This is a genomic window from Streptococcus dysgalactiae subsp. dysgalactiae, assembly GCF_900459225.1.
In the GTDB taxonomy this organism is placed as follows: Bacteria; Bacillota; Bacilli; order Lactobacillales; family Streptococcaceae; genus Streptococcus; species Streptococcus dysgalactiae.
In genome coordinates, this window is the sequence record NZ_UHFH01000003.1 from 245231 (window position 1) to 266841 (window position 21611).

Here is a 21611-nt window from a genome sequence, read left to right on the forward strand (position 1 = left end):
TTAAAGGAGATAGGGAGATACTATGGAAGCATTATTATCATTTATTCGAGATATTTTAAAAGAACCTGCATTTTTAATGGGCTTGATTGCCTTTGCAGGGTTGGTGGCTTTGAAAACACCTGCTCATAAGGTGTTGACAGGAACCTTGGGACCGATTTTGGGATACCTTATGCTTGCTGCAGGGGCAGGTGTTATTGTGACCAATTTGGACCCTCTTGCCAAACTCATTGAGCACGGTTTTAGTATCACTGGGGTAGTGCCGAATAACGAAGCCGTCACTTCTGTCGCTCAAAAGATTCTGGGTGTGGAAACCATGTCCATCTTGGTGGTTGGGTTATTGCTCAATTTGGCTTTTGCTCGCTTTACACGCTTCAAATACATTTTCTTAACAGGACATCACAGCTTCTTTATGGCTTGTCTCTTGTCCGCGGTGCTTGGAGCTGTTGGTTTCAAAGGGAGTCTTTTGATTATCTTAGGTGGGTTCCTTTTGGGAGCTTGGTCAGCTATTTCGCCAGCCATTGGTCAACAGTATACTCTGAAAGTGACTGACGGAGATGAAATCGCCATGGGACACTTTGGTAGTTTGGGCTATTATCTTTCTGCCTGGGTTGGTAGCAAGGTTGGCAAAGACAGTAAAGATACAGAGGACCTTCAGATTTCTGAAAAATGGAGCTTCTTGCGCAATACCACCATTTCGACAGGACTTATTATGGTGATTTTCTACTTGGTGGCAACAGTGGCTTCTGTTTTGAGGGATGTTTCAGTAGCAGAAGAATTAGCAGCAGGTCAAAATCCATTTATCTTTGCCATTAAAAGTGGTCTTACCTTTGCGGTTGGTGTGGCAATTGTCTACGCTGGTGTTCGCATGATTTTGGCTGACTTGATTCCAGCCTTCCAAGGTATTGCTAACAAATTGATCCCAAATGCTATTCCAGCCGTAGACTGTGCGGTATTCTTCCCTTATGCGCCAACCGCTGTTATCATCGGTTTTGCGTCAAGTTTTGTTGGTGGCTTGCTTGGGATGTTGATTTTAGGAGTTGCAGGTGGTGTCCTGATTATCCCAGGTATGGTGCCTCATTTCTTCTGCGGCGCAACAGCAGGGATTTTTGGAAATTCAACAGGTGGTCGTCGCGGCGCGATGATTGGTGCTTTCGCTAATGGCTTATTACTAGCCTTCTTGCCTGCCATGCTTCTACCTGTACTTGGTAAACTTGGTTTTTCAAACACAACCTTTGGAGATGTGGATTTCGGTGTTTTAGGGATTTTATTGGGCCGCTTAGGAACGTCGATTGGTCAAATCGGTATTTACTTGGTGGTTGCTTTACTTGCTATTGTATTGGTGCTTCCAAGCTTTCTGTCAAAATCTCAAGAGGCCATTAATAATGTTTCAGAAGAAATCTAAAAGGAGGATATGATGACAAAAAAATTAAGCGTTAAAGTCTTTTCAGACGGTGCGGTCCTAGAGACCATGTTAAAGGATTTGCAAACAGGTTTGGTCACAGGCTTTACAACCAATCCAAGCTTGATGAAAAAAGCAGGCATCTCTTCTTATATTGGCTTTGCCAAAGAAGTGCTTGCCCATATTACAGACTACCCAGTGTCCTTTGAAGTCTTTGCAGATGATTTACCAAGTATGGAAAACGAAGCTGAGAAAATTGCTAGTCTAGGTGACAATGTCTATGTGAAAATTCCAGTCACCACTTCTACAGGCGAATCAACGTGTCCCCTCATTCAAAAGTTGTCAGCCAAAGGCATTAAGTTAAACGTCACAGCCATTTTTACAATTGAACAAACTCAAGCTGTGGTTGATCATTTAACCGCTGGAGTGCCAGCTATTGTATCTGTTTTTGCTGGTCGTATTGCAGATACCGGCGTTGATCCAATGCCGATCATGGAAGAAGCTCTGCGCATTTGTCGTCAAAAAGAAGGGGTCGAATTGTTGTGGGCTAGTCCACGGGAAACTTATAATATCTATCAAGCTGATCAGCTAGGTGTTGACATTATTACTTGTACCACTGATTTGATTGCCAAGTTGCCTCTTCGAGGAAAAGATTTAGAAGACTATTCCCTTGAAACCGTGCAAATGTTTCTGAAAGACAGTACCAGCCTTGGCTTTAAAATTTTAGAGGATGACAATTAGTAACGTTAGAAGACAAAAGCAGGTAGAAAAGCCTGCTTTTTGACTTTTTTCAAAGGTAATGAGACCTGCTTCGGATTTTTTAAGGGCATTTCAAGAGATTGCGATCTGACAGTGAAATTTCTGCTATTTTATGGTAAAATGTAGCAGATACGTCGTTTGATACAAAGAGGAGCTTGTGACAAGCCTGACAGGTTGCTTTTTGTAGCAAAACAACGTATAACAATTGAATTTAAGCAGAAGTCAATGACATATTGACTTTCTGAGACTAAAAGGAGAATATATGTCAAAACAAACCTTTACAACAACATTTGCAGGGAAACCCCTTGTTGTTGAAGTTGGTCAAGTCGCTAAGCAAGCCAACGGGGCAACCGTTGTTCGTTACGGAGAATCAACCGTTCTGACCGCAGCTGTTATGTCTAAGAAAATGGCAACGGGTGATTTCTTCCCTCTTCAAGTAAATTACGAAGAAAAAATGTATGCCGCTGGTAAATTTCCAGGAGGTTTCATGAAACGTGAGGGACGCCCTTCAACAGATGCGACCTTGACAGCTCGTTTGATTGACCGCCCGATTCGTCCAATGTTTGCCGAAGGTTTCCGTAACGAAGTACAAGTGATTAACACTGTCCTTTCTTATGATGAAAATGCTAGCGCTCCAATGGCAGCGATGTTTGGCTCATCTCTGGCCTTGTCAATCTCAGATATTCCATTTAATGGACCGATTGCAGGTGTTCAAGTTGGCTATATTGATGGCGAGTTCATCATTAACCCAGATAAAGAACAGATGGAAGCATCGCTCTTAGAATTAACCGTTGCGGGTAGTAAAGAAGCTATCAACATGGTTGAATCTGGTGCCAAAGAATTATCAGAAGACATCATGCTTGAGGCTCTTTTAAAAGGTCACCAAGCTATTCAAGAATTAATCATCTTCCAAGAACAAATCGTAGCCGCTGTTGGTAAAGAAAAAGCCGAAGTTGAACTGTTACAGGTGGATGCAGACTTACAAGCTGATATTGTAGCTAAATACAATGCCCAGTTGCAAAAAGCTGTTCAAGTTGAAGAGAAAAAAGCGCGTGAAGCAGCCACAGAAGCCGTTAAAGAAATGGTTAAGGCTGAGTACGAGGAGCGTTACGCAGAAGACGAAAACCTAGCAACCATTATGCGTGATGTGGCAGAAATCCTTGAACAAATGGAACATGCTGAAGTACGTCGCCTCATTACAGAGGACAAGATTCGTCCTGACGGTCGTAAGATTGACGAAATTCGTCCGCTTGATGCTATGGTTGACTTCTTGCCAAAAGTACATGGATCAGGTCTCTTTACACGTGGTCAAACTCAGGCGCTATCTGTTTTGACTTTGGCACCAATGGGAGAAACTCAAATCATTGATGGTCTGGCCCCAGAGTACAAAAAACGCTTTTTGCATCACTACAATTTCCCACAATATTCAGTTGGTGAAACTGGTCGTTACGGAGCCGCAGGTCGTCGTGAAATTGGACACGGTGCCTTAGGTGAACGCGCTCTCGAACAAGTCTTGCCAAGCTTAGAAGAATTTCCTTATGCTATTCGTTTAGTTGCCGAAGTTCTGGAATCTAACGGTTCGTCTTCTCAGGCTTCTATCTGTGCTGGTACCCTTGCCTTAATGGCGGGTGGTGTGCCGATTAAGGCGCCTGTGGCAGGGATTGCCATGGGTCTCATTTCCGATGGGACAAATTATACTGTCTTGACTGACATTCAGGGTCTTGAAGACCATTTTGGAGATATGGACTTTAAAGTGGCAGGAACCCGTGAAGGGATTACAGCCCTTCAAATGGATATTAAGATTGCAGGGATTACGCCTCAAATCCTAGAAGAAGCTCTTGCACAAGCTAAAAAAGCTCGCTTTGAAATCCTTGATGTGATTGAAGCAACTATCGCTGAACCACGTCCTGAGTTAGCACCAACTGCACCGAAGATTGACACCATCAAGATTGACGTGGATAAAATCAAAGTGGTTATTGGTAAAGGTGGTGAAACCATTGATAAGATTATTGCCGAAACGGGTGTCAAAATTGATATTGATGATGAAGGAAATGTCTCTATCTACTCAAGTGACCAAGCTGCCATTAACCGCACTAAAGAAATCATCGCTGATCTGGTTCGTGAAGCTAAGGTAGGCGAAGTTTACCATGCTAAGGTTGTCCGTATTGAGAAATTTGGTGCCTTTGTCAACCTCTTTGACAAGACAGATGCTCTTGTTCACATTTCTGAAATTGCTTGGACGAGAACAACCAACGTGTCAGATGTTCTCGAAGTGGGTGAAGAAGTTGATGTTAAGGTCATTAAGATTGATGAGAAAGGTCGTGTGGATGCCTCAATGAAGGCCTTGATTCCACGCCCACCAAAACCAGAGAAAAAAGAAGTGAAAAAAGAAGAAAATCATGACTAAACTCAATGAATTAGATGTTCGGTTAAGAGCCTTTATCAATGCGCCTGATAATTTTTTGGATAGTGTTGCCCTTGTCAACGCCTTCCACAATTTCCCCGTCTGGGCTGCTAAAGAACCCTACGTGATAGAGGTCGAAGGTGTCAAGGTTACCCCTGTTTTTACCGATAAGGAAGATATGGCCCTCTTTAAAGAGGAACAAAAGAGTGCTCAAAGTCAGTATTGGTTGGAGCGCTCTGCACTTGCAGTGCTAGAAGAGGTCATTACATCTGGTGCAGCTGGATTGGCTTTTAACCTTAAGAAAAAGGGAGATTTTGGGAACTCCACCATTTTCAAAAGCAGTGACATGATTCAATTTATGAACCATTACACTACGGTGTTAAATGCACTTATGAGTGATGACAATGTGGCGGCAGATACGATGGACAAGGTCTACCTTGTTCCTGCCTTTGTCTATCCTAAAGATGATAACCATTACGATCGCCTTTTTCCTACCATGTCAACTCCTGAAGGGAAAAGCTATGTTCCTGCCTTTTCGAATCTTCAAAGCTTTGCGAAATGGTACAACCAAGATGACTTTGGCGGTCTCTTTAGAAAAGCTGAAGGGGTTATTCTTACCTGGACAATTGAGGATATTTACCAACCGAGAAATGGTGAGAATGACCTTGATGAGACTTTCGGAGTTGCTATCAACCCCTTTGATGACCAGCAAATACTTGTTGATTGGTCAGATTTAGATCAAGCATAGGAGTCGCTATGGGTTGGTGGAAAGAAAGTATTGCTATCATTAAGGCTCTGGACCCAGCTGCTCGTAGCAGCCTTGAAGTCATCCTTACTTACCCAGGCATCAAAGCTTTGGCTGCCCACCGCCTATCGCACTTTTTGTGGCGGCACCATTTTAAATTATTAGCCAGGATGCACAGTCAATTCTGGCGGTTTTGGACACAGATTGAAATTCATCCCGGGGCCCAGATTGCCCCTGGTGTTTTCATTGACCATGGTGCAGGACTTGTCATTGGTGAGACAGCTATTGTTGAAAAAGGCGTGATGCTTTATCATGGGGTGACCCTAGGTGGAACCGGAAAAGACCGTGGGAAACGCCACCCGACTGTCCGTCAAGGAGCCTTGGTTTCGGCTCATGCCCAGGTTATTGGGCCTATTGAAATTGGAGCTAATGCTAAAGTTGGAGCAGCAGCTGTGGTGTTGTCAGACGTCCCTGAAGATGTCACAGTTGTAGGTGTGCCAGCTAAAATTGTTCGTGTCCACGGTCAAAAAGATAGTCTCAAAATCCAGAGTTTACAAGAACAACGAGAAGCCTCTTACTACTCGTCAAAGTTATAGGTCAATTAAAAAAGACAGCTGATGACTGATGTGAAGAAGAATTTTTTAAATTTGCTAATGCTCTTGGCAAGCTTTAAAATTTTTGGGACTCCTTGCTGAGTGAGAGTTGGGTTTGGCTAATGCTACCAGTCTGGGGATTTATTCTCACTGTCTGGGAACTTTACAAAAATAGCAAAGTAGTCCGTTAAGCTTAGTTAGCTGGACTGACCTTCACAGCTTGTGAAGGTTTTTCGTTAATAAAGGAGCATCATGAAAAAAGTAACAGTTGGCATCTATGTCATCATTGGTTTATCTATACTTGTGGCTAGTATTACGCTAATAGCCGGACTTGTCTTTTTGTTGAGACAAGAAATGGTTAAAGCAGTTGGTTACTTTATTTTGACTTTGTTCTGGCTCATCGGTCTTGCCATTAATATGAAACTATTAAAAAAGTGGAATACCATTTCAGAAAAGGATTCAAATCACCAAGATGAGGACTAACGACACACCATTGAATAAGGAGTTTACATGATTAAAATTTATGATACCATGACCCGTTCGCTCCGCGAGTTTGTGCCCTTGACTGAAAATACAGTCAATATGTACGTTTGTGGACCAACAGTCTATAATTATATTCATATTGGAAATGCCAGATCTGCGGTCGCTTTTGATACGATTCGACGTTATTTTGAGTATGCTGGCTATAAGGTCAACTATGTTTCCAATTTTACCGATGTTGATGATAAAATCATCAAGGCAGCTGCACAAGCAGGGGTGTCTCCAAAAGAGCTGTCAGATCGCTTTATTGCAGCTTTTATGGAAGATACCAAGGCGCTCGGTGTTAAACCAGCTACGCAAAATCCTCGTGTTATGGATTACATGGCTGAAATCATCTCATTTGTTCAAGTTTTAATCAGCAAAGGTTTTGCTTACGAGGTAGCTGGTGATGTGTATTTTCGAGTGGAAAAGTCAGAGCATTATGCCCAACTAGCTAATAAAACCATATCAGAACTGGAAGTTGGAGCCAGTGGTCGGACAGATGCTGAGACAAGTTTGAAAGAAAACCCATTAGATTTTGCCCTCTGGAAATCAGCCAAGACAGGTGAGGTTTCATGGGATAGCCCTTGGGGGCCTGGTCGTCCAGGCTGGCATATTGAATGTTCTGTGATGGCTACTGAAATTCTTGGTGACACCATCGATATTCATGGTGGCGGCGCTGATTTGGAATTTCCTCATCATACCAATGAAATTGCTCAATCTGAGGCCAAAACAGGCAAGACTTTTGCAAACTATTGGATGCATAACGGGTTTGTCAATGTCGATAATGAAAAAATGTCCAAGTCACTAGGTAATTTTGTGACCGTTCATAACATGTTACAAACCGTTGATGGTCAAGTTTTACGCTTTTTCCTTGCCACACAACAGTACCGAAAACCAATTAATTTCACAGATAAGGCTATTCGTGATGCGGAAGTCAATCTCAAATACCTCAAAAACACTTTCCAACAGCCTCTGACAGAAAAGGCAGATGAGCAAGAGCTAAAACGTTTTGTCACAGCTTTCCAAGACGCTATGGACGATGATTTTAACACAGCAAATGGGATTACCGTAGTGTTTGACATGGCTAAGTGGATTAATTCTGGTTCTTACACTGGAATGGTTAAAGAAGCCTTTGAGAAAATCTTAGCTGTTTTTGGAATCATTTTTGAAGAAGAGGTACTTAATGCGGATATTGAAGCTTTGATTGCCAAGCGACAAGAAGCACGCACAAACCGTGATTTTGCCACAGCTGATGCTATCCGAGATCAGTTAGCAGCTCAAGGCATCAAGTTGCTAGATACCAAAGATGGTGTGAGGTGGACACGTGACTAATCCAGTTGATGTGAATTTGATCAATGGCATTGCCCTAGCCTTCGAAGGTGATGCGGTTTATTCCTACTATATTCGCCGCCATCTGATTTTTCAAGGCAAAACGAAACCTAGCCAGCTACACCATTTAGCAACGAGATACGTTTCTGCTAGGGCACAAGCTAATCTGATTCAGGCTATGCTAGAAGCGCAGCTATTGACCGAAAAAGAAGAAGACATTTACAGACGTGGTCGCAACACCAACAGTCACACCAAAGCTAAAAATGCGGACGTGGTGACTTATCGGATGTCAACAGGATTTGAAGCCGTCATGGGCTATCTTGATATGACTGACCAAAAGGCTCGTTTAGAAGAATTGATTACATGGTGTATCACCTATGTGGAAAAGAATGCATAACCATGCGCGAGAGTTCTCCTAGGAGGCTCTCTTTCATTGTTTCAAAATGATTGCGTATACCATTTTGGTAATGGCTTAGAATTGCTGGTTACTAGGTGGCATTTAGGAAGATTTCAAACTAATAGAATTAGCTCTGCCAGCAGGGATGATTATCATGATTGTTGTTATGATACATCATTTAACATAAGGAGTACTAGAGGCATGACTTCTTAAAGAAACAATTGTAATATATTTGAAATAATTTTAACAAAAAAGACACAAAACTATTGCAAAAATTTTCGAATAGATTATAATGAAAGAGTAAAAAAACGAAACACAGAGGAGACCCCTGTTATGACATCTATAAAAAAATCACTTGGATTAATCTCAACCACTTTACTTATAGCTTCTGTTTTATCTGTGAGCTCACCTTATGCTGTCTATGCAGAGGACAGTCAACCAGACAAGATGACTGCAGAAACCAAAACTAATCAGGTTAATGTAGACGCAAGTATGCGTGGAAATGAACCGTATATTGACGCAACTATTGCGACCGAGCAACCGGTTAGTCAATCTGCTCAAGCAACTGTTATGCTTCAAGATGCCAATGGCAATACCATTACCAGCTGGGTTTATACCATGACACCAGGACAACGTCGATTTACAGCCTGGTTTGATTTAACTGGTCTAAAAAGCAATGATTACCGTGTTGCGGTGAGTGTTCAGGACAAGGAAGCGTTGGCTAGTGGTCAATCGACAGCTGTTCATTTTGATCAGACTAAAGCTAAAAAATCCCCAGCAAGCAATGACAAAAAGACCACAACACCCAACCAAAATAACCAGTCTACTGCTAGCACCATAACTGGTGGGCAGCAGTCAAACTTGGCTTCAGGAACAAATGGCAATGCTAACCAGCAAATAACAAGAACAACCCAAGGGAATACTTCTCAAAAAACAGCATCTGCTAAGGTTACTTCAGGTACTCAAGAAGATAAAAACCAAGATACTAAAATGTTAGCTGACCGAGAAGAAGAGAAGACGGAACCTAAAAAAGGCTTTCCTTGGCTTTTATCAGGTTTAGTGGCAGTCGTTGCTTTGAGCTTGTTTCTTGTTATCCAAAAAGTCGCTAAGCGAAAATAAGTGAGCTGACACATCTATTTTGAGGCATCCGTGGTATAATAAGAACTATGAAAGATAAAGATACTATTGAAACAAACGACATCGTTTATGGTGTCCATGCTGTGACGGAAAGTCTCCACGCCAACACAGGAAACAAACTCTATATCCAAGAGGATTTAAGAGGAAAAAACGTTGATAACATCAAGCGTTTAGCCACTGAGAAGAAGGTGTCTATTTCCTGGACACCTAAGAAAACCTTATCAGAAATGACAGAAGGAGCAGTTCATCAAGGTTTTGTCCTTAGAGTATCAGCCTTTGCTTATACCGAGTTGGATGTGATTTTAGAAAAAGCAGAGCAAGAAGAGAACCCTTTGATTTTGATTTTAGATGGTTTGACAGACCCTCATAATTTAGGGTCTATTCTGCGAACAGCTGACGCGACCAATGTGTGTGGGGTGATTATACCTAAACATCGTGCCGTCGGCGTTACATCGGTTGTTTCAAAAACATCAACAGGAGCTGTGGAGCATGTTCCGATTGCCCGTGTAACTAATCTCAGTCAAACGCTGGATAAGCTGAAAGCAAAAGGATTCTGGACATTTGGTACAGACATGAATGGAACCCCCTCGCATCGTTGGAATACCAGCGGGAAGTTAGCCCTGATTATTGGAAATGAAGGGAAAGGTATTTCGGCCAACATTAAAAAACAGGTTGATGAGATGATTACGATTCCGATGAACGGTCATGTACAAAGCCTAAATGCTAGTGTCGCGGCAGCTATTTTGATGTATGAAGTTTTCCGTAATAGACTATAACTAATGAAAAAACGTATTTTGTTAGTTGATGGTTATAATATGATTGCTTTTTGGCAATCCACACGTCAACTATTTAAAACCAATCAGCTAGATCAGGCACGTAACATACTTTTAACAAAACTTAACCATTATGCCCATTTTGAGAATATTAACATTATTTGTGTTTTTGATGCTCAATATGTGCCAGGATTGAGACAGCGTTACGACCAATACAAAATCTCCGTTGTGTTTACCGAAGAAGAAACGGCAGATGCTTATATTGAACGCATGGCTGCAGAGTTAAACACTGCGATTCACTTAGTAGAAGTGGCAACCAGTGATTTGAATGAACAGTGGACCATTTTCTCCCAAGGTGCCCTGCGGGTAACTGCTAGAGAGTTAGAGCAAAGGGTTAATACTGTCAAAGCTGATTTAGATAAAATGGCTCAGGCAATTGACTTAAAAACACCCAAACTGAGACCATTTGATCAAAGTCAAATGAATCAATTAAAAGACTTCATGACGCATTTAGAGGATTGATAGTTTTATACTCGCTAAGTGCGAGTTTTGATAGAATAAGGCGATAATAATTTGATGTTCAAACTAAATAAAAACATCTAATGAGTAGAGACGCTATGACTTTTACTTTAATGACAGATTCCACTGCGGATTTGTGCCCTTCTTGGGCGGACGACCATAATATAGTTCTTATGGGATTAATTATTACATGTGATGGTAAGGTCTATGAAACGGTAGGGCCAGATCGCCTTAGGAGTGATTCTCTCTTGGAAAAAATGAAAGCAGGCAGTCATCCTCAAACTAGTCAAATTAATGTGGGAGAGTTTGAGGCAGTTTTCAGAGAGCATGCGAAGCATCAAAAACCTCTTTTGTATTTAGCATTTTCATCAGTCCTTTCAGGAACCTATCACAGTGCTATGATGGCTCGTGATATGGTGTTAGAAGATTATCCAGATGCCGTGATAGAAGTTGTTGACACTTTGGCTGCTTCAGGCGGTGAAGGTTATTTAACGATTCTAGCTGCGGAAGCTAGAGATAGTGGCAAAACGATTAGCGAAACCAAAGTGCTCATTGAAAATATCTTACCCCGACTACGCACTTATTTCTTGGTAGATGATCTCTTTCATTTGATGCGCGGTGGACGGTTATCAAAAAGTTCTGCTTTTCTAGGTAGCTTGGCCAGTATCAAGCCTCTTTTGTGGATTGATGCAGAAGGGAAATTAGTTCCTATCGCAAAGATTCGAGGCCGTCAAAAAGCCATCAAAGAAATGGTAGCACAAGTGGAAAAAGATATTGCGGATTCGACGGTGATTGTGTCTTACACCAGTGACCAAGAGGGTGCTGAGAAGTTACGAGAGCAACTTCTAGCACGTGAGGCTGTTAGCGACGTTCTTATGATGCCACTTGGACCAGTTATCTCAGCTCACGTTGGACCTAACACCTTGGCAGTTTTTGTTATTGGGCAGAATCCCCGTTAATCAGTTATAAGGATTGAAGAGAAATCTGAAGTGACCCCCAAAAGTTGGACATTATATTTTAAGTTAAGGATTGAGTTCTGTATTGCACAGGACTTAGTCCTTTTAATGTAAGTTTGATTCGTTTAGTGTTGTAGTAGTTGATATATTCTGAAATAGCTGTTTTTAATGTTTCGAGGGAAGTAAATTCCTTCTCAAACCCATAAAACATTTCTGTCTTCAATGTTCCAAAAAAAGATTCCATCATGCCGTTATCTAAGCTATTTCCTTTACGCGACATGGACGGTCTCATTCCATGCACCTCAAGAAAATGATGGTAGTAAGTGTGTTGATATTGCCATCCTTGGTCACTATGTAAAATAGTGCCCTGGTAAGTTTGTTCAGGAAAAGCCTCGGAAAGCATCGTTTTAAGTTGTTGTAAGTTTGGCGAGGTAGATAAATGATATGCAATAATCTCACTGTTAAAGCCATCAAGAACTGGTGATAGATACAATTTTTGATCACTAGCAGGAATTGAAAACTCTGTGACATCGGTATAACACTTCTTAAGTGGTTGGGTAGCTTTAAATTGACGCTTAATGAGATTATCAGCTTTCTTGCCAACCTCACCTTTATAAGAGTTATAGCGACGTTTCGCACGGATTCTAGCTTTCAAACCAAGTTCTGTCATCAAACGTTGAACTTTCTTATGATTAACTTTATAGCCTCGATTTTTAAGTTCGAGGTGAATTCTACGGTAACCATATCTCCCTTTGTTCTCAGAATAAATATCTTGAATAGCTTCTTTTAATTCTTTGTTGTTATCTCCCTGAGTTAGACGTTTAACCTGATAATAGTAGGTTGATCGAGACAGCTTCAAAATATTAAGTAGGATTCTTAAATCAAATACATTGATTAGTCCTTGAATGATTTCTGTTGCTCTTTGAGCCTTGCTTCGTCCCTCAATCGGAGTTCTCTCAACTTTTTTAGTACGGCATTCTCCGCTCTAAGGTACTCATTATCATATTGAAGACGCTCTAATTCAGTCATTTCTTCAAGTTTTTTCTTTGGTTTGCGTCCCATCTTTACAGGTCTCCCTCTTGATTTCTCAAGAATAGTATACCCGTTTTTCTTGTATTGCGCTATCCAATTAGGAAGCATTCCCTTGTTTGGTAATCCATAATCTAGAGAAACCTCTAGCTGAGACCTACCTTTCATCAGAACTTCGTTTATGATTTCCTGCTTTAGTTCAGGAGAATAATACCTATTTTTCCTTTTACAAACACTTTCCAATCCGTGTATATCAATAAGGCGGACCATGTATTGAAGGTTATACTTACTCATATTAAATGTTTGACTGATTTTAGGCCATGTCCAACCAGATTGTCGTAAGCGATAGATTTCAATTTTATCTTCATAACTTAATTTCATAGAAAAACACCCCAAAAGTTAGATTTGTTGTCTAACTTTTGGGGTGCAGTTCAATCTTCAATTCTTTTTTGATACTTAAATCAATCAAAATGTAAAATATAGTCGACAAAATATCCAAAATAATTTATATTATGTCATATAAAAGGTCGAAGGAGAAATAAATCATGCTTGATAGCAAACAAAATCTCGTTAAGTCGCAATGGAGTTTCATTGTCATAACAGCAGTGATGGATCTAGTTGTGATAGTAGCAACACTGCTGGCTACAATCAGTTTTCAACGTTATTTATTTGGAGGCGCAGCTGTTATATTGACTAGCTGTCTCATATTGTTGGTATGGGGACTAAAGACAGCGAAAAAGCTCCAAACGAGACTAGACAGCAAGGAAGTACTGGATTCTAAGGTAAGGGACAATCAGAAGCTGCCCAAATATGATGAACGCCAAAAACAGATTCTTCTCAAAGGATACACTATTGGGTTTTGGTTTATGATTGTGGTTGTCTGGCTGTCACTCTTTATTAGCCGATTCACAGAGGGACTGGTATCTGCAAGCTTCCTCTTTACGTTGGCTTTATGGGGAGGGTTGGCAGTTCAAACGACATATTGTAACCTCAACGGAGCTTCCCCATTTGTGGATAGGCGCTTTGGAAAACAAGGAGTACTGATGGGGATGATAGCAACAGGAATGAGCTTAGTCGTTATAGGCTTGGCAGTAAGAGAGATGATGACAGGACCGCTTAAAATGGGAAATTTTTTCAAGGTTGGCGGCAGTGGGTCTTTGATGGTGTTAGGAATAACGCTTCTTAGTATGGGAGCTAGTATTCTCTATCGTCATTATCTGGATGCTAAAGAGGCAGATGAATGAAGAACCTCAAATTAAAAGCAGCGCGTGCAGGCAAGGATTTGTCTCAACAAGCTCTAGCAGATTTAGTAGGCGTCTCCAGACAAACGATTGCCGCTGTTGAAAAAGGTGATTACAACCCAACGATTAATCTTTGCATTGCCATTTGTCGAGTGGTTGATAAGACCTTAGACGATCTTTTTTGGGAGGCTGATGATTCCCAATAACATCAGCAGAGCAGCTCTGCCATTCCCCAAAAACGAAAGAAAAAATAATCCAATAAAAATGGCTAAAGCACTTGACTAGAGCCTGTTAAGTTTGATATTATAGTAGGCGGTATTGTTTACCCCATTTGAAAGGCCCCGGAACCTTCCAAATACCTTCGATGGGACGGAACACCCATCACCCTGTAAACAAATATTACGAATTCGTATAGGAGAAATCATGAACAAAACAACTTTCATGGCTAAACCAGGCCAAGTTGAACGCAAATGGTACGTTGTTGACGCAACTGATGTGCCACTTGGACGTCTTTCTGCAGTAGTTGCTAGCGTACTTCGCGGAAAAAACAAACCAACTTTCACACCACACACTGATACAGGTGACTTCGTTATCGTTATCAACGCTGAAAAAGTTAAATTAACTGGTAAAAAAGCGACTGATAAAGTTTACTACACTCACTCAATGTACCCAGGTGGTTTGAAATCAATCACTGCTGGTGAACTTCGCTCTAAAAACGCAGTTCGCTTGATTGAAAAATCAGTTAAAGGCATGCTTCCACATAACACTCTTGGACGTGCACAAGGTATGAAATTGAAAGTCTTCGTTGGGGGTGAGCACACTCACGCAGCACAACAACCAGAAGTACTTGACATCTCAGGACTTATCTAAGAGGAAAGGAGCATTAAATAATGGCACAAGCACAATATGCAGGTACTGGCCGTCGTAAAAACGCTGTTGCACGCGTTCGTTTGGTTCCAGGTACTGGTAAAATCACTGTTAACAAAAAAGATGTAGAAGAATACATCCCACATGCTGACCTACGTTTGATCATCAACCAACCTTTTGCAGTTACATCAACTGAAGGTTCATACGACGTTTTCGTAAACGTTGTTGGTGGTGGTTACGGTGGACAATCAGGTGCGATTCGTCATGGTATCGCTCGTGCGCTTCTTCAAGTAGACCCAGACTTCCGCGATTCATTGAAACGCGCTGGCCTTCTTACACGTGACGCACGTATGGTTGAACGTAAAAAACCAGGTCTTAAGAAAGCTCGTAAAGCTTCACAATTCTCAAAACGTTAATCAAAACCTTATTATACCAACGTTTACAGGCACTTTTTGGTGTCAGTTGGTGTTAATTATAGTGATAAGTCGTTTAAGAGACTTAAAGCATCGGCATCCTGCTGGTGCTTTTTTTCTGGCATTAATTCAAGATAATATTGCTGAGTTGTCAAAATTGAATTGTGCCCCAAACGTCTTGAAATATAATCCAGACTAATATCTTTTGAAAATAGAAAAGAAGCGTGGGTATCACGTAAGCCGTGAAATGTTGTCTTAGTTAGGTCAAGTTGTTTCAGTAAGCGTTGAAGTTGCCCAGCTTGTCTAAATCCATTCCAATCAAAAACGTAATCTGTTTTAGTATTAGCTAGATTTACTAGTATTTGATAAATGTCTTTATTGATAGAAATATCACGTTTAGAATGTTTAGTTTTGAGTTGTGTGTCATCATTCGTAGGACTAATAGAGCGTTTAATTTTGACGCCATACTCAAAAACATCTTCTTTTTTAATCCCTAGAAGCTCCCCACGCCTTGCACCTGTTTCAAGTGCGAGGGCAACAAGAATGTTAAATTCATCTTCTTTGTTGCTTAGGCAATATTGTCTGAGTTTTTTGAACTCTGTTATAGAGAGTGGAACATTACGTTTAGGCTGTTCTTGTCCCTTTGCTTTTAGAAAGTGTCCAAAGTCATTGCTAATCAATCCACGAGCATAAGCATATTTCAGCGAACCACGGATTTTAAGGACAAGTTCTTTGACCGTCTTTTTTGAATGAGTTTCTGCATACTGGTCAATTTTCTTTTGCATGATGAGGTCATCAAGATGTTTCAGTTGAATACCATTAAAAAGGCTATCAATTACTACGAGTGTGCGCTTATAGTTAATAAAGGTCGCCTCACGGACATCATTTTTCTTGACCGTATGAACCCAATTTCGGTAGAAATCGGTAAATAGGGTAGAGCGTTCCGCTATATTCTTACCTCGTCCTTTTTCAAGCTCCATTTCTAGTGTCCAGAGTTCCGCATCTTTTTTGTTGCTGAATGTTTTGGTTTCTCTTTTGTATTGTCCTTTCTTATAGAGTGATACAGTTGCACGGAAAGAATTTCCACGTTTTGTTATGGTTGCCATTTTATCAGCCTTTCTATAAAAAATGATTGATAAAATAGACTAGTCACATATAGGATATATGAAAAATCGGATTTTATCAATCGTTGATGGTTATACGCAGTGATTTTCAATAAATGTGATTAAATTGGTTCTCAAGTAACGTTCTTGTTTACCAACCATAAAACATTGAAAATCAGGATGGCTTCTGATGTATTTATCAAATGACTTAGGGTCGATTCCTAGAAAATCAGAGGCTTGCTGGCGTGTCAGTAGTAGGGGCATATTATTCATTGTCTTCAGCCTCCGTTTCATACGGTTCTTTTTGCTGTTGATAGCGGTTTGGATTATGCCGACGTGAATCCAGAAACTTAGCGAAGAAATAGGTGCGTTCGATGATGAGACCTAATAGATTAGTATTGTTTGCTCGTGCATACCAGACTAACTCTTCAAATTCGGTAAAGTCGTTTTCTTCGATAATGTCGACTACTTCATGAATAAAATCTGAGGAGTTCATTTCCATCAAGAATTTTTCCAAATTAAAGCCACAACCGACTTCAATATCCTCAATGTTGTAAGGAGTTTTATCTGGATTTTCCGCATGGGTAAAGTAGTTAAATAAACCAGTAGGAGACATAACTGCTTCTACATGTGCTGGTCCATTCAGCTTATCGCTGATGATGTTTGACACTTGGGAATAGCTTTTTAGTGAGTCAAAGAAGAATGCACCGTGCTTGTGCGACTTTTTGAACTCTCCTGTTTGTCTATTGACATCCTTATCATGCCAAGGGCTAAGAATAAAGGGAATATGAAGTTCCTCTAAAATATTCAAGTAGTCCTCTGGTGCGCTTTCCTTGTAGAAGAGAAATGTCCATTTGGTTGAGCGTTGTTCTTTTGCCATAGGCGTGTACCTCATTTCTTTTGGTTCTATTACTAAGGAGAATTGACAAGTCAAACGCAAAGTTTTTTGGAGGAAATTTTCATATTTTCTGTGATTATTGATTATTGACCTATTGGGGGTCGTAGTAACCCCAATAGGTCACGGTAAAAAAGAACATAGAAAAGGGGCTGTTTGGCTTTTGCTTAACGCAAGCCACAGCCCCCAAGGGATTAACGTTTTTGTCCAGTGAACCAAAATTGATTACGAACTCGAATAGGAGAAGAGAAATAATAATCGGTGTGTTGGCTGGCAATCTCTTCTTTTAGTTGTGCTTCCATCTCTTTTAGGATTTTTTGTCCCTGTTGGTCTCTAGGGACTTTTAGAAAGATAGTGATGGTATCTTTTCGTATATCCACAATGCACTTGCGAACAGCTCGGTTAAATCCGTTATGGATTGGATTGCTAGTGGTAACGGTCTGGTTTTCAAGGTTGCTTATCTTCTGTACTCGTTCACGTTGGAAAAGGAAGTGTCTTAATAAAAAGGTACGATAGACAGATTGGCAGTAATTCCAAAGACTGTCTGTTTTCAATCGTTGTATCATCTCTATCCCAGCCAATAATAAGGCTAGTAGTAGAGAAACAAGAGCGAATCCGTGACAAACAGAACTAATGGTATCAGTAACGTTTATAACTTTATCTAGATTTACAAATGAGATATTGGTTAATTGAACGGAAAGAAAATTGGACAGCCAACCGAACATAGAACAGATTGGAGCAATAAGTAGTAAGTATAGGATGAGATTGAAACTTCTCATGAAGTAGGTTTTAGTGGTCATAGGATACCTCGCTTTGTGTAATAGGTTGGACATAGTAAGGGGAGGACTTGATACGGGTGTTCATTGTCAATAACTTGAATGATTCCCGTCCCATGTCCTGTTGGAATCACAATCCCCTCTGGGTCTAGGTCTGGAAACAAGAATTGAGTGGTCTTCTGATTGATATTTCCGATTTGTAATAATACGTTTAGCTGTTCCCTTACTGAAATGGGAATGGTATTGTGGTCAAAACGCTGGCTTACTAAAAAGAGATGGATTTTAGTAGCACGTCCCAACAAGGCAATCTGTGAGAGCAAGGAGAAAAAGGCATCTTTGATGTTCTTATTGACTCCCTCTGATAGGGCTAGGACTTCATCAATGACAATGGTTAGATGAGTAAATTGATGGTTGGGGTTATCATATAAGATAGCTTGTCGTTTCTGAATGAGAGTTGCACACTGGCTTAATTGTTCATTGACTTGTGAAACAAAATCAGATTTTGAACGGTTTTCGACAGGGTGGATAACTGCAATGTGATTTTCTCTTGCCCAACGACTTGGGGTATCGAATTTAGGGTCAATGATAATCAAATCAGACATATGTTTCAAAATACTCAAGAAGTAAGTTAGAGCATACGATTTCCCAGACCCTGAATTTCCAGCGATAGCCCAGTGATTTACCTTTTCAAGATTGAGTTCAAAGTGCTTCATGATAGGGATTTTTCCTTGCGGTAAGCTGGCTGAAAACTTATCTAAATCAGGAATCGCCAAACGTTCTGAAATTCCTTTTTTCCAAGGAAAGAATAGTCCACGTTGTATGTGTAAGTCATCTGTTTCTAACGGGACAAAATAGGTGGCATTTTGTTTTAGAAGCGTATACTGTGGATATAATGAAGCATTGGCAATCAGAAAGATTTTCTTGTACAAGTCATCATCAAGGATATAGGCGCAAGGCAGGCGAGGGACGAAGACAAAGCCGTCTTCTTGGATAATGATATTAAAGGAGTTAGTATAGCTGGTTTCTCCCTGCATTAAAGCCCCAAGAGCCATGTTCAGGCTCTGGAGCAAGTAAGATTGCAGGAAAGATTGGTTCAGCACATCACGAGATTGTGAAGCCATTACCGAACCTCCTTGATACCATCTGCTTTGAAGTAAATGTTATACTTCACTTCGCAGGCTTGTAGGGTGTCAAATTGAACCATAGATTGAAAAGCTGGGAGCTTAATTTCATCTTTAAATTTCACTTGGAAAGGATCTTGTCCTTCCTGTACAAACCATGCTTTGTAGGCAACGATTTCCCCAGTTGGTTTTCCATCTTCAAACCGTTGCTGAGGTTCAAGTTCGGTGCTAAGTGAGTGAATCGGTTGTTTTCGGCTGATGATTTTGTCAGCTAGTGTAGTTGTGTAACCACCTTTAGTGGTTTTCATTTTGAATGCCATAGAGCAGTTCCTCCTGTGTTATAGAAAAAATTGTGAATTCGACATGCTCGGTTTTGGTCATGAGCTGGACTTGGTTGTTTAGGTTGTATGACCACCTCCTTATTACTAAGGAGAAATAGAAGCTCGAACGCAAAGTTTTTTTGAAAAAATTTTATTTTTTCAAAAAAAAATCCAGTGCCAAAAAACACTGAATTTTAGGTATTAGCGATAGTCTTCCAATAGGGAAGCTAATTTTTTAAGAGCTTTTAGATAATGAGATTTGACAGTCACATCACTCATTTTTTTATAGTGTTCATTGATATAGCGAGCTGTCTCTTTATAACTACAACCTTGTTCAGCGACCATTTCAACAATTTCACGGTCAATAGGCTCTAAAATTTCTTTAGCTTTATTGACTGCTTGCTCGATTTCTTTTTTCTCAAGAACCTCTTGAGGATTCAAATCAGAACTTGCAACTATTTCATGGCGTTCACGTTGTTTACCGTAGTTTCGAGAAATATTCTCTTCAAGGCTTTTTTATGGTGGTATCGGTCACGACGCTCAGCATTGCTTTGTTCTTGTTGGAGGAGACGGTCAACCTCTTTCCAATTTCCAGTTTCGACAGCTTTTTCAATCTTACGCTCACGGCGTTCGGTAACTTTGTTACTCATAATAGTACTTCCTTTCTTGTCCTTAGACAGAAAGAAACGATATGAGCGAGCATTGAACACCGATTATGGCAAAAGGCACACCAAACAAACGGTGAAACAATTCTATGCAAGATATGACCTTTATCGCCATATCATCATATTTGTTTCAATCCGTCCGTTTGATGGCCATCAATTAGGACTATTAAAAATTTTTATCAAGAGTTTTTCTTGATAGGTCTATTAAACCAATTTTTTAGTTTGTTGTAGTTAGTAAAAAATGGTAGAATATTTAATAAAAATCTACCAATTTTTGAGGTTTATATGAATTTTGAAAAAATGATTGATGGAATGATTGCTGAAAGAATTATAAATGCCAGAAAATCACGGAAGCTAACGCAAGAAGCTTTTTGTGATAAATTTTCGGAAAAGGTGAGTTTAGATAAATTTCGATTATCAAATTTGGAAAATGGAAAACGAAATAAAAAGAAAAACCCCCATTTTTTAACGGAGGCTTACATAGAGTTTTATTCCGAGCTGTTAGGTGTTTCAAACGAGGAATTTCTTTTTGGAAATTTAGAAGAGAAGAAAAGTTTAATCAAATTGATTTTGTTGAATATTTTTATGAATGCCGACTCACAGGCATATAGGTCAGACATACCTCAAGTTGAACAGACACCTATATTTGACATTGATATAGCTTCTGACAAAGAATTTTTTAGATTAGCGTTTTTGAACTTATCAGAAGAAAAATATGGAGACTATTACACCAAATCACAAAAGTACTTTATAGATTTAGCAAGTGGCACAGACATAAAGATTTCGGATATGAAAACGTACCGAAAAAAGGTGGCTGGTGTTTTGAAAGAAATAGATTCCTTCTTTTATAGTGAAAGGTTTGCTTCGTCCTATACTTCTTTAATGGACGGCAGGAGTATATTTTCAGAGCAATCCTCTATCTTATTAAGAATATTATTGGGGAATTTTGATTTTGCTTGTGATTTTCTCAATAGAAAAAGCAATTCTGAAACAATTAGGTGTAACGGGGTAGACTTAAGACAACCTAGTGTAGAGTATTTTTATATTGACAACTATCTGAATTCTGTAGGTAACTTTTCAGCTAGTGTTACTAACTGGAAAGAGGTATCATTTGTTTTATTTATAAATGCATTTAATGAGTTTTTAGAATTGTATTTAGAATTATTTGTGGATTTTTTCTCAAAAAATATTTTTAATAAGAGCTTGAAACAACTCTCTAATGATTATATCAACACCTTATTTGCTGGGAAAGAATTTACGGAGTTGTTAAATAATATTTATCTAAAAGACCAATTCTTAATGGAGCGTATGATTGGTCATAATTTCTCTAGAGCCATGATTCAAAAATTTTCATTAGTCAAAGAAAATTCAATCAAATTAAAAAAAATAGGTAGAACTTATCCAACAACTGTGAATAGGTTAGAAGATTTCTATGAGTTAGACCGTGTAAAAAGTCAACGAGGAGTATATGATTTAGATAAATATCTATATGACTTTGAAAACATGACAGTATTGTATGCGAATAGCGGACAAAAATATGCTAGTGGAGGATTATTTCTACCTTCGTATTTTGATATAACTTCACTGAAATAGTGATATAATAAGACGAGTGTTGATTTTTTTGATAGATAGCTATCATTATTATAAT

24 protein-coding genes and 1 pseudogene are annotated in these 21611 nt (G+C 39.7%); 17 read left to right on the plus strand and 8 right to left on the minus strand.

The window, feature by feature from the left end:
- Positions 1-22: 22 nt before the first annotated feature.
- From DYD17_RS01380 to DYD17_RS01435, 12 genes are all read left to right on the plus strand, one after another.
- Positions 23-1402, plus strand: a complete 1380-nt coding sequence (locus DYD17_RS01380) for a PTS ascorbate transporter subunit IIC (RefSeq protein WP_115246743.1) — start codon at positions 23-25, stop codon at positions 1400-1402.
- Positions 1403-1411: 9 nt separating this feature from the next.
- Positions 1412-2140: a transaldolase gene (locus DYD17_RS01385; RefSeq protein WP_115252552.1), complete on the plus strand. Its 729-nt coding sequence runs from the start codon at positions 1412-1414 to the stop codon at positions 2138-2140.
- Between the two features lie 280 nt (positions 2141-2420).
- A complete protein-coding gene (gene pnp / locus DYD17_RS01390) occupies positions 2421-4565 on the plus strand; it encodes a polyribonucleotide nucleotidyltransferase (protein WP_115276318.1) in 2145 nt (714 codons plus the stop codon).
- Positions 4558-5310, plus strand: a complete 753-nt coding sequence (locus DYD17_RS01395) for an SseB family protein (RefSeq protein WP_115252554.1) — start codon at positions 4558-4560, stop codon at positions 5308-5310. The genes pnp and DYD17_RS01395 overlap by 8 nt, the downstream gene beginning before the upstream one ends.
- Positions 5311-5318: 8 nt before the next feature.
- On the plus strand, positions 5319-5903 hold the full coding sequence (gene cysE, locus DYD17_RS01400) for a serine O-acetyltransferase (RefSeq protein ID WP_115246739.1): 585 nt from the start codon (positions 5319-5321) through the stop codon (positions 5901-5903).
- A gap of 249 nt (positions 5904-6152) precedes the next feature.
- Positions 6153-6383 carry a hypothetical protein gene (locus DYD17_RS01405; RefSeq protein WP_115252555.1) on the plus strand — a complete coding sequence of 77 codons (231 nt, stop codon included), beginning with the start codon at positions 6153-6155 and terminating at the stop codon, positions 6381-6383.
- 27 nt (positions 6384-6410) lie between these two features.
- Positions 6411-7754, plus strand: a complete 1344-nt coding sequence (cysS, locus tag DYD17_RS01410; RefSeq protein WP_115252556.1) for a cysteine--tRNA ligase — start codon at positions 6411-6413, stop codon at positions 7752-7754.
- Positions 7747-8148, plus strand: coding sequence for a Mini-ribonuclease 3 (locus tag DYD17_RS01415; RefSeq protein WP_115246736.1), 402 nt, complete (start codon positions 7747-7749; stop codon positions 8146-8148). Before cysS ends, DYD17_RS01415 begins: the two co-directional genes overlap by 8 nt.
- A gap of 333 nt (positions 8149-8481) precedes the next feature.
- Entirely contained in the window at positions 8482-9267 is a 786-nt protein-coding gene (locus DYD17_RS01420; protein ID WP_115252557.1) for a hypothetical protein, read from the plus strand.
- 47 nt (positions 9268-9314) lie between these two features.
- Complete coding sequence (gene rlmB, locus DYD17_RS01425) at positions 9315-10061, plus strand: 23S rRNA (guanosine(2251)-2'-O)-methyltransferase RlmB (protein WP_115252558.1); 747 nt, start codon at positions 9315-9317, stop codon at positions 10059-10061.
- 3 nt (positions 10062-10064) lie between these two features.
- Positions 10065-10580 (plus strand): NYN domain-containing protein, encoded by a 516-nt coding sequence (locus DYD17_RS01430; RefSeq protein WP_115252559.1) that lies wholly within the window; start codon positions 10065-10067, stop codon positions 10578-10580.
- A 95-nt stretch (positions 10581-10675) separates the two neighbouring features.
- Entirely contained in the window at positions 10676-11536 is an 861-nt protein-coding gene (locus DYD17_RS01435) for a DegV family protein (RefSeq protein ID WP_115252560.1), read from the plus strand.
- Between the two features lie 58 nt (positions 11537-11594).
- Here DYD17_RS01435 and DYD17_RS01440 read toward each other — a convergent pair.
- Positions 11595-12943, minus strand: a protein-coding gene (locus tag DYD17_RS01440; RefSeq protein ID WP_115276319.1) for an IS3 family transposase whose coding sequence is annotated in 2 segments (ribosomal slippage) — positions 11595-12502 and positions 12502-12943 — 1350 coding nt in all. Because the reading frame shifts where the segments join, the coding sequence is not laid out codon by codon here.
- 164 nt (positions 12944-13107) lie between these two features.
- On the opposite strand from DYD17_RS01440, the gene DYD17_RS01445 reads away from it, so the two are divergent.
- From DYD17_RS01445 to rpsI, 4 genes are all read left to right on the plus strand, one after another.
- Positions 13108-13806: a hypothetical protein gene (locus tag DYD17_RS01445; RefSeq protein WP_115252562.1), complete on the plus strand. Its 699-nt coding sequence runs from the start codon at positions 13108-13110 to the stop codon at positions 13804-13806.
- Positions 13803-14009, plus strand: coding sequence for a helix-turn-helix transcriptional regulator (locus DYD17_RS01450; protein ID WP_115252563.1), 207 nt, complete (start codon positions 13803-13805; stop codon positions 14007-14009). Before DYD17_RS01445 ends, DYD17_RS01450 begins: the two co-directional genes overlap by 4 nt.
- 217 nt (positions 14010-14226) lie before the next feature.
- A complete protein-coding gene (gene rplM / locus DYD17_RS01455) occupies positions 14227-14673 on the plus strand; it encodes a 50S ribosomal protein L13 (RefSeq protein WP_002982710.1) in 447 nt (148 codons plus the stop codon).
- Positions 14674-14693: 20 nt separating this feature from the next.
- Positions 14694-15086, plus strand: a complete 393-nt coding sequence (gene rpsI, locus DYD17_RS01460) for a 30S ribosomal protein S9 (RefSeq protein WP_002982716.1) — start codon at positions 14694-14696, stop codon at positions 15084-15086.
- Between the two features lie 56 nt (positions 15087-15142).
- Here rpsI and DYD17_RS01465 read toward each other — a convergent pair whose 3' ends face one another.
- The 7 genes and pseudogenes from DYD17_RS01465 to DYD17_RS01495 form a co-directional block, all read right to left on the minus strand.
- Entirely contained in the window at positions 15143-16189 is a 1047-nt protein-coding gene (locus tag DYD17_RS01465) for a site-specific integrase (RefSeq protein WP_115252564.1), read from the minus strand.
- A 90-nt stretch (positions 16190-16279) separates the two neighbouring features.
- On the minus strand, positions 16280-16459 hold the full coding sequence (locus DYD17_RS01470; RefSeq protein ID WP_115252565.1) for a MerR family transcriptional regulator: 180 nt from the start codon (positions 16457-16459) through the stop codon (positions 16280-16282).
- Positions 16452-17066: a replication protein gene (locus DYD17_RS01475; protein WP_115252566.1), complete on the minus strand. Its 615-nt coding sequence runs from the start codon at positions 17064-17066 to the stop codon at positions 16452-16454. Before DYD17_RS01475 ends, DYD17_RS01470 begins: the two co-directional genes overlap by 8 nt.
- Before the next feature lie 209 nt (positions 17067-17275).
- Complete coding sequence (locus DYD17_RS01480) at positions 17276-17881, minus strand: hypothetical protein (RefSeq protein WP_115252567.1); 606 nt, start codon at positions 17879-17881, stop codon at positions 17276-17278.
- Positions 17878-18978: a type IV secretion system DNA-binding domain-containing protein gene (locus DYD17_RS01485; protein WP_115252568.1), complete on the minus strand. Its 1101-nt coding sequence runs from the start codon at positions 18976-18978 to the stop codon at positions 17878-17880. Before DYD17_RS01485 ends, DYD17_RS01480 begins: the two co-directional genes overlap by 4 nt.
- The gene (locus tag DYD17_RS01490) at positions 18978-19298 is read right to left on the minus strand and encodes a hypothetical protein (RefSeq protein ID WP_115252569.1); all 321 of its coding nucleotides are present in this window, start codon (positions 19296-19298) and stop codon (positions 18978-18980) included. The genes DYD17_RS01485 and DYD17_RS01490 overlap by 1 nt, the downstream gene beginning before the upstream one ends.
- A 201-nt stretch (positions 19299-19499) precedes the next feature.
- Positions 19500-19948 (minus strand): annotated as a pseudogene (locus DYD17_RS01495) (RNA polymerase sigma factor).
- Between the two features lie 300 nt (positions 19949-20248).
- Between DYD17_RS01495 and DYD17_RS11055 the strand changes: the two are divergent.
- On the plus strand, positions 20249-21556 hold the full coding sequence (locus DYD17_RS11055; RefSeq protein ID WP_236593260.1) for a helix-turn-helix domain-containing protein: 1308 nt from the start codon (positions 20249-20251) through the stop codon (positions 21554-21556).
- Positions 21557-21611: the final 55 nt, after the last annotated feature.

Bases quoted from the DNA above. Each gene is read 5' to 3' on its own strand.
- DYD17_RS01395 (WP_115252554.1), top strand. From the start codon at position 4,558: ATGACTAAACTCAATGAATTAGATGTTCGGTTAAGAGCCTTTATCAAT.
- DYD17_RS01385 (WP_115252552.1), top strand. From the start codon at position 1,412: ATGATGACAAAAAAATTAAGCGTTAAAGTCTTTTCAGACGGTGCGGTC.
- rlmB (WP_115252558.1), top strand. From the start codon at position 9,315: ATGAAAGATAAAGATACTATTGAAACAAACGACATCGTTTATGGTGTC.
- cysS (WP_115252556.1), top strand. From the start codon at position 6,411: ATGATTAAAATTTATGATACCATGACCCGTTCGCTCCGCGAGTTTGTG.
- DYD17_RS01420 (WP_115252557.1), top strand. From the start codon at position 8,482: ATGACATCTATAAAAAAATCACTTGGATTAATCTCAACCACTTTACTT.
- pnp (WP_115276318.1), top strand. From the start codon at position 2,421: ATGTCAAAACAAACCTTTACAACAACATTTGCAGGGAAACCCCTTGTT.
- DYD17_RS01480 (WP_115252567.1), bottom strand. From the start codon at position 17,881: ATGACCACTAAAACCTACTTCATGAGAAGTTTCAATCTCATCCTATAC.
- DYD17_RS01445 (WP_115252562.1), top strand. From the start codon at position 13,108: ATGCTTGATAGCAAACAAAATCTCGTTAAGTCGCAATGGAGTTTCATT.
- rpsI (WP_002982716.1), top strand. From the start codon at position 14,694: ATGGCACAAGCACAATATGCAGGTACTGGCCGTCGTAAAAACGCTGTT.
- DYD17_RS01450 (WP_115252563.1), top strand. From the start codon at position 13,803: ATGAAGAACCTCAAATTAAAAGCAGCGCGTGCAGGCAAGGATTTGTCT.
- DYD17_RS01435 (WP_115252560.1), top strand. From the start codon at position 10,676: ATGACTTTTACTTTAATGACAGATTCCACTGCGGATTTGTGCCCTTCT.
- DYD17_RS01485 (WP_115252568.1), bottom strand. From the start codon at position 18,978: ATGGCTTCACAATCTCGTGATGTGCTGAACCAATCTTTCCTGCAATCT.
- DYD17_RS01490 (WP_115252569.1), bottom strand. From the start codon at position 19,298: ATGGCATTCAAAATGAAAACCACTAAAGGTGGTTACACAACTACACTA.
- DYD17_RS11055 (WP_236593260.1), top strand. From the start codon at position 20,249: ATGAATTTTGAAAAAATGATTGATGGAATGATTGCTGAAAGAATTATA.
- DYD17_RS01465 (WP_115252564.1), bottom strand. From the start codon at position 16,189: ATGGCAACCATAACAAAACGTGGAAATTCTTTCCGTGCAACTGTATCA.
- DYD17_RS01475 (WP_115252566.1), bottom strand. From the start codon at position 17,066: ATGGCAAAAGAACAACGCTCAACCAAATGGACATTTCTCTTCTACAAG.
- DYD17_RS01430 (WP_115252559.1), top strand. From the start codon at position 10,065: ATGAAAAAACGTATTTTGTTAGTTGATGGTTATAATATGATTGCTTTT.
- rplM (WP_002982710.1), top strand. From the start codon at position 14,227: ATGAACAAAACAACTTTCATGGCTAAACCAGGCCAAGTTGAACGCAAA.
- cysE (WP_115246739.1), top strand. From the start codon at position 5,319: ATGGGTTGGTGGAAAGAAAGTATTGCTATCATTAAGGCTCTGGACCCA.
- DYD17_RS01470 (WP_115252565.1), bottom strand. From the start codon at position 16,459: ATGAATAATATGCCCCTACTACTGACACGCCAGCAAGCCTCTGATTTT.
- DYD17_RS01380 (WP_115246743.1), top strand. From the start codon at position 23: ATGGAAGCATTATTATCATTTATTCGAGATATTTTAAAAGAACCTGCA.
- DYD17_RS01405 (WP_115252555.1), top strand. From the start codon at position 6,153: ATGAAAAAAGTAACAGTTGGCATCTATGTCATCATTGGTTTATCTATA.